General features: G+C 67.8%; 8 protein-coding genes. 6 read left to right on the forward strand and 2 right to left on the reverse strand.

Features of this window, described 5'->3' with window-relative positions; all coding sequences use genetic code 11:
- The first annotated feature begins 2 nt into the window (after positions 1-2).
- The 6 genes from DD1DGNOD_RS16200 to DD1DGNOD_RS16225 all read left to right on the forward strand — a co-directional run bounded on the left by DD1DGNOD_RS16200 (position 3) and on the right by DD1DGNOD_RS16225 (position 7,930).
- The gene (locus tag DD1DGNOD_RS16200; protein ID WP_241255769.1) at positions 3-932 is read left to right on the forward strand and encodes a zinc-binding dehydrogenase; all 930 of its coding nucleotides are present in this window, start codon (positions 3-5) and stop codon (positions 930-932) included.
- A gap of 269 nt (positions 933-1,201) precedes the next feature.
- Positions 1,202-2,173 carry a TauD/TfdA dioxygenase family protein gene (locus tag DD1DGNOD_RS16205; protein WP_131768078.1) on the forward strand — a complete coding sequence of 324 codons (972 nt, stop codon included), beginning with the start codon at positions 1,202-1,204 and terminating at the stop codon, positions 2,171-2,173.
- Between the two features lie 238 nt (positions 2,174-2,411).
- Positions 2,412-4,007 carry an ABC transporter substrate-binding protein gene (locus DD1DGNOD_RS16210; protein ID WP_165035177.1) on the forward strand — a complete coding sequence of 532 codons (1,596 nt, stop codon included), beginning with the start codon at positions 2,412-2,414 and terminating at the stop codon, positions 4,005-4,007.
- Positions 4,008-4,091: 84 nt separating this feature from the next.
- A complete protein-coding gene (locus tag DD1DGNOD_RS16215; protein ID WP_131768080.1) occupies positions 4,092-5,042 on the forward strand; it encodes an ABC transporter permease in 951 nt (316 codons plus the stop codon).
- 12 nt (positions 5,043-5,054) lie between these two features.
- A complete protein-coding gene (locus DD1DGNOD_RS16220; protein ID WP_131768081.1) occupies positions 5,055-5,993 on the forward strand; it encodes an ABC transporter permease in 939 nt (312 codons plus the stop codon).
- Entirely contained in the window at positions 5,990-7,930 is a 1,941-nt protein-coding gene (locus DD1DGNOD_RS16225; protein WP_131768082.1) for a dipeptide ABC transporter ATP-binding protein, read from the forward strand. Before DD1DGNOD_RS16220 ends, DD1DGNOD_RS16225 begins: the two co-directional genes overlap by 4 nt.
- Here the strand turns inward: DD1DGNOD_RS16225 and DD1DGNOD_RS16230 are convergent.
- Positions 7,895-9,361, reverse strand: coding sequence for a DHA2 family efflux MFS transporter permease subunit (locus tag DD1DGNOD_RS16230; RefSeq protein ID WP_131768083.1), 1,467 nt, complete (start codon positions 9,359-9,361; stop codon positions 7,895-7,897). The genes DD1DGNOD_RS16225 and DD1DGNOD_RS16230 overlap by 36 nt on opposite strands.
- Before the next feature lie 223 nt (positions 9,362-9,584).
- Positions 9,585-9,866, reverse strand: a 282-nt coding sequence (locus DD1DGNOD_RS29640) for a TetR/AcrR family transcriptional regulator C-terminal domain-containing protein (protein ID WP_241255770.1), incomplete at its 5' end; no start/stop codon positions are given.

Below are 9,866 nucleotides of genomic sequence, written 5' to 3' on the forward strand. Positions count from 1 at the left end.
CCTTGGTCTACGACCCCGACGCGCCCGCGGGCCTTCGTCTCGGTACAGTTGCGGAGCCGGTGCCGCACAGCGTCCAGGCCCTGGTCGAGGTCCACGCGGTCTCGCTTAACTTCGGCGAGCTCGCCTTCAAGGCTGAACGGACGCAGCCGGGCAGCGTCCTTGGTTGGGACGCGGCGGGCGTCGTCACCGAGGCCGCGGCCGACGGCTCCGGGCCGCCGCCGGGCACCCGCGTCGTGACCTTCGGATGGACGGGGGCCTGGGCCGAGCGCCGAGCCGTCGACACCGCGCACCTGGCCGTGGTCCCCGATTCCGTCGACCTCGGCGCCGCGAGCGCCCTGCCGGTGGCGGGTGTCACCGCGCTGCGGGCGCTGCGGCGGCTTGGTCCGGTGGTCGGCCGGCGCGTCCTGATCACGGGAGCCTCCGGCGGTGTCGGACGCTTCGCGGTGCAGCTCGCAGCCCGTGCCGGCGCGTATGTCATCGCGTCCGTGGGTAGCCCGGTCCGCGGTGAGGGACTCCGCGAGATCGGGGCCGACGAGATCGTCATCGGCCTGGAGAACGTCACCACACCCGTCTTCGGCGTGCTCGAGAACGTGGGCGGCACGCAACTGGCCGACGCGTTCAGTCTCCTCGACGACGGCGGTTGCCTCCAGAGCATCGGGATGGCCTCCGGCGAGTCGACCACCATCGACTTCGAACAGGAGCGTCGCAGGGGCGGCCACCGGCGGCTCGAGCCCTTCGTGGTCGGTCACCCCGACTTCGGCCCCGGTTTCGGTCCCGACCTGGCCTACCTGGTCGGCCTCCTCGAGAAGAAGGCGCTTGATCCTCAGATCGGCTGGCGCGGCCGGTGGGATCGTGCTCCGGAGGCGGCCGAGGCGCTTCTCGCCCGTCGTGTCCGGGGCAAAGCCGTGCTCGACGTCAGAGCAAATCCGTAGCCGAGCTTTACCGTCCGTGACGATGACCACTTGCTGGTCATCGCTCGCGTGCTCGCCGATCCGCCTGTCCACCCCCCTGATCTGTACAGCCGCATCCCCAGCCTTGATCAATTTTTGATCAAGGCTGTTCTTATTATTGAACTGTATAGTTCATCCAACTAGAATGATAGATAAATATTCCTCGGCCTGAACGAGTCCGGACAGCAGCGGTCACATTCCACATCCGACAGGTCACGTAAAGACATATCGATCATCAAAGGTGGACAGCCATGTCAGATGCGATGGGCCTGACCCGCATCCAGGTCCGTCCGATGACCGCCTATATCGGTGCGGACATCGAGGGAGTCGATCTCGGATCGACTCTCGACGACACGTCGGTCGCACAGATCCGAGCCGTGCTCCTGCGCTGGAAGGTGATCTTCTTTCGACGTCAGTCCATCGGCCATCGTGAGCACGTGGCGTTCGCCCGCCGGTTCGGCACCGTCACCCCGGCACATCCCCATGAGGACAACCCCCCGGAGGGTTTCCCCGAGATCCTCCCGTTGGACACCCGGCGGTACGAAGCGGCGTTCGGTCGCAAGTGGGCCACTTTCGACAACGGATGGCACACCGACGTGACGGCGCTGGTCAATCCTCCTGCAGCCTCGATCCTGCGGGCGGACCGTGTACCCCCCTATGGCGGGGACACGGTCTGGACAAACCTGGTCGCGGCCTACACAGGACTACCCGAACCTCTTCGGGAGCTGGCCGAGAAACTCCGGGCGACACACAGCTTCGGCCGGAGCAGGGCGACCGGCGGCACCTACGCCGACCGCAACCGGGAAAACCCGCTGGTGGCCGTCCATCCGGTGGTCCGTGTCCATCCCGAAACCGGGGAGCGGGCGCTGTTCGTGAGCCCGAGCTTCACGCTTCCCGACAAGGAGATCATCGGACTGTCGCCCCAGCAGAGCCAGGACATCCTCCAGCTGTTCCATCGGGAGATAACTCGCTTCGAGTACACCGTCCGGTTTCGCTGGGAGCCCGGCAGCGTGGCCTTCTGGGACAACCGCGCCACCGCGCATCTTGCGCCCAACGACCTCAACGATCTCGATTTCGAGTTCGACCGCGTGCTCTACCGGGTCACGCTCGAAGGCGACGTCCCGGTCGGGGTCGACGGCGCACCCTCCGAACTGATCGCGGGAATGCCCTATCGAGGGAGCCAGGCCGTAGAACCACCCCCGGTCCGCTCCAGTCCCCGGTGACAGGGACAGGCAGCTGACGTCCTGGAACGAACGGCGTCTGCTGTCCGGCGGGTTCTCCCGTACCCGGTCTCATCCCCTCCCGGACCGCTACCGGCGAAAGCAGGCGCACCCACACCACTGGCAGTTCTGCCGGTGTTCGCCGTCCTCTCCTTCTCCTGGGGGTCTCTCCTTGTCTCACGTTCTGTCTCACGTTCGTCCCTCCAGACGGTTACGGTCCGTCCGAGCGGTCCTGGTAGCGGTGCTGGTGACCGTGGTGGCCGCGACGGCATGCGGGTCGGGCGGTGACGGCACCAACGGCACCAGCCGTGCCGCCGACCAGATACCGAAACCCGGCGGCACTCTGACCTTCGCGCTCGGCAGCGACCCCACCTGCCTGGATCCCCAGCAGATCCAGCTCAGCGAAGGGCTCACCGTCGGCCGACATGTCGTGGACACACTGACCGACCAGGATCCCCAGACCCTGGAGATCGTGCCGTGGCTGGCGGAGTCCTGGGATGTCGGTCAGGACGCGAAGTCGTACACCTTCCACCTGCGTAAGGGAGTCACGTTCAGCGACGGAGCCCCGCTCACCGCGGCAGCCGTCAAGACCAACTTCGACGCGATAGTGGCGCTCGGCGCCAAGGCAACCCTGGGGTACAGCTATCTCAGCGGCTATGCGCAGACCGTTCCCGTCGACGACCTGACCGTCCGGATCGAGTTCACCAGTCCGACCGCGCAGTTCCTGCAGGCCGCTGCAAGCCCCAGCCTGGGTCTGGTGTCCCCGACGACCCTCAACCGGAGCCCGACCGAGCGGTGCTCGCAGCCTCCGATCGGCTCGGGCGCGTTCGTCATCGACCGTTACGTTCCCAGCCAGCGGGTCGATCTCAGCAGGCGCAAAGACTACAACTGGCCGTCCGCACTGGCCCGGCACCAGGGTGCCGCCTACCTCGACAAGCTTGTCTTCACGGTCGTGGCCGAGTCCGGCGTGCGCACAGGCAGCCTCCAGTCAGGCCAGGTCGACGGAATCTCGGCGGTCTCACCCCAGGACGCGAAGTCCCTCCAGGAACAGGGGCTCACCCTGCTGCCGACCGTCCACGCCGGGATCGTGACCAACCTGCACGCCAGCCCCACCCCCGACCGTCCGGTCGTCAGCGACCCGAGCGTCCTTCCCGCCCTACAAAAAGGAATCAATCGGACGCAGATAGTGAGTAGCCTGCTCAACGCCGACTACCGGCCGGCGACGAGCATCCTGTCCAGCAAAACTCCGGATCACGCCGATCTCAGCTCTCTGGTGCGGTACGACCCGACGGCGGCGAAGAAACTGCTGGACGACGGTGGGTGGAAACCCGGACCGGACGGCATCCGACTCAAGGACGGCCACCGCCTGCATCTCGACGTGCTCTGGGTGCCCTCCGGGTTCGGACCGGAACAGTCGACCATCGAACTGATCCAGCAACAGCTTGCCGAGATCGGCCTCGAGCTCGGTGTGAAACGGCTGTCCCTGGCCCAGTTCACCCCGCTGTACCAGGCCAATGACTACGACCTGTTCTGGGCCCGGGGAACGACCCGGGCCGACCCGGACATCCTGCGGCTCATCTTCGGTTCCAAGAAACCGGCTCCGGCAGGCTCCGTGCAGGAAGGGATCGACAGGATTCTCGAGGCCCAGAACGCGATCACCGACGCGGCCACCCGCAGGAGCCTCGTCGAACAGGCACAACGGCGGATTCTGGAGACCGGCTACGGAATTCCCGTCCACGAACAGACCACGATCATGGGATTTTCCCCGAAGGTACGTGACGTCACGTTCACCGCGTCGTCGTGGCCGCGCTTCACCGACACCTGGATCACCGGCTGACCCCAGGCGGTCCGGCCCGGGTCCGGCCCACCTCAGGAGGTGGGCCGGGCCCGGGCACGCACCACGTGCGACAAAGGCAGGAAGATGAAGAGATATCTCATCCGCCGGCTCCTGCAGGCGCTTTTCGTCCTGTGGGCGGCTTACACCGTCTGTTTCACGGTGCTTTATCTGCTGCCAAGCGACCCGGTGTCGCTCATGGTCAGCGGCGGCGCCGAACAGACGTCCATCGACGACGCGCAGCTCACGGCCCTGCGAGCGCAGTACGGGCTGGACAAGCCGATCATCGTCCAATATGTCGACCATCTCTGGCACGCGTTGCGGGGGGACTTCGGCGTCTCCGTGCAGACCGGCCGGAGCATCACGCAGATCTTCCTCGATGTACTGCCGGCCACCCTCCAGTTGGCAGCCTCGGCGTTCACTCTCGCCTTGTTCCTCGGTCTGGGACTGGCATACTGGGCCACCTACGCGCGACGGCTCTGGGTTCGTCAGATGTTGCTGTCCCTACCCCCGTTGTGGGCGTCGCTGCCGACCTTCTGGGTCGGCCTCATGCTGATCCAGATCGTGTCCTTCCGGTGGGGTCTCGTACCTGCGACCGGGGACGACGGTGTTTCCAGCCTGCTGCTGCCCGCGGTCACCCTCGCCCTGCCGACCGCGGCGGGGATCGCTCAGGTATTCGCCAAGAGCCTGCGCACCGTTGAGACCGAGCATTACATCACCACCGCCGCGGCAAAGGGAGCCTCACCGACGCGGGTCCGCCTCCGGCATGCGGCGCGCAACGCGGCCATCCCGGCACTGACCCTGGCCGGGGTGTGGGCGGGGAACCTGCTCGCGGGCTCCGTGGTCGTCGAGACCGTCTTCTCCCGTACGGGAGTCGGGCGTACCACGGCCACCGCCGTTGGTACGCAGGACATTCCGGTCGTGCTGGGCCTGGTGATCCTCAGCTCGGTTCTCTTCACGGCGGTCAACCTGGCCGTGGATCTCACCTATCCCCTGTTGGACCCGCGGATCGTGAGCCCCGCCGCGGATCCGCGATGAAAGCGGACAAACATGACCGAATCACTCGCCACGGCGGCCACGGCAGACAAGACCGATCCCGTGCCTGCGCCGGTGACGCCGGCACCGGATCGGGAGCCGGCCACGGCGGCGTCCCAGAGTGGACGATGGCGGCGCGCAGCCGTGTTCCTCGTGCACCGTCCGGGTCTGGTGCTCTCGGCCTTCTTTCTCCTCACAGTGCTGATCGCGGCCTTCTTCCCCACGGCCCTGACATCGGACAACCCGCTGCGAGGCTCGGTGGCGGAACGTCTGCAGAAGCCGAGCACCGACCACTGGTTCGGCACTGACCAGCTCGGACGCGACCTGTTCGCCCGGATGGTGCACGGCTGCGCGCGGTCTCTGCAGGCGACCGTGCTCGCCGTCCTGGTCGGCCTGGCCGCCGGAGCGCTGCTGGGCCTGACATCGGGTTTCCTCAGTGGATGGATCGACAGCCTGATCATGCGGGTGGTCGACCTGGCGCTGGCGATACCGGCACTGCTGCTCTCCCTCGCCCTGATCACCGCACTCGGATTCGGCACCGTGAACATCGCGCTCGCGGTCGGGTTCTCCAGCGTGGCGGCGTTCGCACGGGTCACCCGCGCAGAGGTCCTGCGGGTACGCACAGCCGTCTTCGTCGAAGCGGCGACGTCCTGCGGAGCCCGACGCCACCAGGTGCTTTTCCGGTATGTGTTACCTCATGCCTGCGGGCCGGTACTCGTCCTCGCCGCGCTCGAGTTCGGCACGGCGGTCCTGGCCGTCTCGGCGCTGAGCTTCCTGGGATTCGGAGCAGCGCCGCCCTCTCCCGAATGGGGATCCCTGGTTTCCGACGGGCGGGGCTACCTGGCGACCGCGTGGTGGCTGACGACCCTGCCGGGTCTCACCGTGGTCGCCACCGTCCTCGCGGCCAATCGGATCTCCCGAGCGATCGAGGGTGAGCGGGAGGAAAGTCGATGACCGCCCTGGAGGACACCGTCGGCGCGGCACCGGCAGCAGGCACGTCAGAGACAGCAGGCACGTCAACCACATCAGACGCAGCAGACCCATCAGCTGGTGCGCTGCTTGCCGTCCGGGATCTGCGGGTGTCCTACCGCCACCGCGGGACGTACACCCAGGCCGTGCGCGGGGTCGACCTCACGGTCAGACCGGGTCAGGTCGTCGCCTTGGTCGGAGAGTCCGGATCAGGGAAGAGCACCACGGCGCATGCCGTCATCGGCCTGCTTCCGCCTGGCGGCCGGATCGAGTCGGGCGCTGTCCGTTTCGCCGGCGTCGACCTGGCCGCGCTCCCGCCCGCGCGCCTGCGCGCCCACCGGGGACGCGACATCGCCCTCATCCCACAGGACCCCACGGTCTCGCTGAACCCGGTCCAGCGCATCGGCACGCAGGTCGCGGAGGTCCTCCTCATCCACGGGCTGGCCACCCGCAGGACCGCGCCGGCCGCCGCGGTAGCCGCGCTCGCCCAGGCAGGACTGCCCGATCCCGCGCTCCGCGCCCGACAGTATCCACACGAGCTGTCGGGGGGCATGCGTCAGCGGGCGCTGATCGCCATCGCGTTCGCCGCCACACCGAAACTGCTGATCGCGGACGAACCCACGAGCGCGCTCGACGTGACAGTCCAACGCCACATTCTCGATCATGTAGAGAAATTAATAAAAGATCACGGTACAGCGGTCCTGCTGATCACCCACGACCTCGGGGTCGCTGCGGACCGGGCCGACGAGATCGTGGTCATGTCCGGGGGCGGGATCGTCGAGAGCGGTCCCGCGCTCCAGGTCCTGCACGACCCCGTCCACCCCTACACCCGACAGCTGATCTCCGACGCTCCCAGCCTGACCAGTGTGCGGACACCCGGCCGGTCGCGGGCCGGCGGACTTCCCTGCCCCCACCGGGCAGTGGTGTCCGCCCGGATAGAGGGTCCTGCCAACCCGGCAGCTCCCCGCGGCGGCAGTAGGGCCGCCGAACCGATCACGCCAGGACAGACAGCACTCCTCGTGGCAAGCAACCTGGTCAAGGACTTCCCCCTGCCTCGAGCCCCGGCCGGCCCGCGCTCCGTCCGTGCCGTCGACGACGTCAGCTTCACCATCAGACGGGGCGAGACGTTCGCCCTGGTCGGCGAGTCAGGCTCCGGGAAATCCACCACCGCCCGACTCGTACTGAGGCTGATGGACCCCACCGCGGGCCGCATAACTCTTGACGGCACCGACATCACCAGCCTGCGCGGCCCCGCACTGCGCCGCCTCCGCCGACGTATGCAGATCGTCTACCAGAACCCCTACGCCTCCCTCGATCCCCGATTCACCGTCGGGGAAACGATCGAGGAACCCCTGCGGCTGTTCGGAGTGGGCACCCGGACGACCCGGCGTGCCCGTGCCCGGGAACTTCTGTCCCAGGTAGCCCTTTCCCCGCACCTGCTCGACCGCCGCCCCGCCGAGCTCTCCGGCGGCCAACGCCAACGCGTGGCCATCGCCCGTGCCCTCTCCCTACACCCGGATCTCGTCGTCTGTGACGAGCCCCTGTCCGCGCTCGACGTCTCCGTCCAGGCCCAGATCCTGGATCTACTGGCCCGCATCCAGGAGGAACTCGGTCTGTCCTACCTGTTCATCACCCACGACCTCGCGGTGGTACGGGCGGTCGCCGACCACGTCGGCGTGATGCGTCATGGTCGCCTCGTGGAGGTCGGGAGTCCCCGCGACCTCTTCGACAATCCTCGCCACGCCTACACGCAGGAGCTTCTCGCCGCCATCCCCGGGCGTCGTGCCGGCGTAGCGGGAGGTTCCCCCGTTCCCCCACGGGAAACCGCGGACCCGACGGCCGGGACAACGACGAGTTCGTCGAGGCGTTGTGACGCGGCCGGGCCATCAGGTGTGGCTGACACCCGGATCACGTACACCTGATCCACCTACCTCCTGCCCCAACGCCGCAGCCGGCAGCGGCGCGGGCCGACCCGGCAGGAAGCAGCCCGCGACCAGGACGGCGAGCGCGCCTGCGAACACCCACCAGAAGGCCGACTGGAACGCGACCTCGGCGGACGCCCTGTCCGAGACCCGGCTCTGCAGGACAAGTGCCGCGACGGCGATGCCGAGCGAGGCACCGAGCTGGTTGAGGACGTAGAGCGCCGACGTGCCCTGCGGCACCGATGCCGCGGGCAGAGTCCGATAGAGCGAACCCATGGTCGGAGCCCCCACGAAACCCAGGCCCAGCCCGGTCCCGAAGACGCACACCGCCAGGCCCCCCTCGCCGCTGTGGACCCCGGCCTGCGTGAAGGCAAGCACGCTCAACGCAATCAGGAACGCGCCGGCCGGAACCAGCGCCCGGGTACCGACCCTGTCACTGAGCCGCCCGGCAACCGGCATCGCAAGGAACGAACCCACCCCCAACGGCGACAGCAACAGCCCGGCCGCAAGCACACCGTGGTCACGAACCTGCTGGTAGTACAGCGGCACCAGGAACAGCATCGAGAACAGCATCACCCCGGTGACCGCCATCACCGTGACACTCGCGCTGAAAGCACGGCTGGTGAACAGCCGCAGATCGATCAGCGGCGTGGTCCGGGCCCGCAGCGCATGCACGACATAGCCGACGAGCAGCCCAGCACCGGCCGCCAACGCCACCACCACCCGGGTGGCGCCGAACCCGGCACCCTCCCCTGCCTGTGACAAGGCGTAGACAAGGGTGGCGAACGCCGGGCACAGCAGGGCCACGCCGACGATGTCGAGCCGGTTGCCCCCGCGCTCGGCCCTCGGGGGATCGGCCGGCACCACCCGCAGCGACAGCGCCAGCGCCGTCACCCCGATCGGCAGGTTTACCAGGAACATCCACCGCCAGTCCAGGTTCTGGATGATCACTCCGCCGATGATCGGACCGAGGACGGGGCCGAGCGGGATGACCACCCCCATCAGCCCCATCACCCGACCCGCTCGGGCGGGGCCCGCCGCTCGCGCCAGCAGCGTGAGCATCACCGGGTCCAGCATGCCGCCGCCGAAGCCCTGGATCACGCGGAAGACGATCAGACTCTCGATCGAGGGGGCCAGTCCGCTTGCGAGCGAGCCGACGAGGAAGACCGACAACCCCATGAGCCACATCCGGCGTCCACCGAAGCGGTCGACGGCCCACGCGCTCAGCGGGATGGCGACGGTCACCGCGAGCAGGTAGCCGGTGGCGACCCACCCGACAGTGCTCAACGACGTCCCGAAGTGCCGCCCGAGCGTGTCGATCCCGACGTTGACGATCGTGCCGTCGAGCAGGCCCATCAGGCCGCCCAGCAGGAGCACGCCGACCAACCGCAGCAGCGCGGGATCCAGGCGGTCGTCCTGTGTAGAGGTCATGAAGCTCTCCAGTCAGTACGATAAAATTTACCGTTGAGTACAAATTAATGTACAGCTAGAGAGATCATCAACAGTAGGGGAACATGTTGCTGCGCAACGTGGCGGATGATTGCTTCCCGGCTGGCCGTGGGTCGGCGTGGGGAACAGTCAGCGACGGGGATGCGTCGGGAACCGGGCTCGCGGTACGACCTCGGCCCGGTACGAGCTCGGCCCGGAGGTCAGATCACTTCGGCGGACGGCGGCCGAAGGCGCGCAGGAAGGTGTCCACGCCGGCACCCGCGATCCCGTCACGGTAGGCGGGCGTCACGGCGTCCGGGGCGAAGACCGTCATCAGCGGTAGATCTCCCAGCACGAGGCCGACGAACTGGGCCGCGGCCACCGCGGGGTCGGTGATCTCTAGATGGCCGGCGTGCGCCAGCCGGGCCATCCGGCCCGCCAACGCTTCGATCACCTCTTTGCCACCCGAAGCCCACATCGTCTGGAACAGATCGGGGAAACGACCGGA

It is taken from the genome of Candidatus Protofrankia californiensis, from assembly GCF_900634765.1.
Classification (GTDB): domain Bacteria; phylum Actinomycetota; class Actinomycetes; order Frankiales; family Frankiaceae; genus Protofrankia; species Protofrankia californiensis.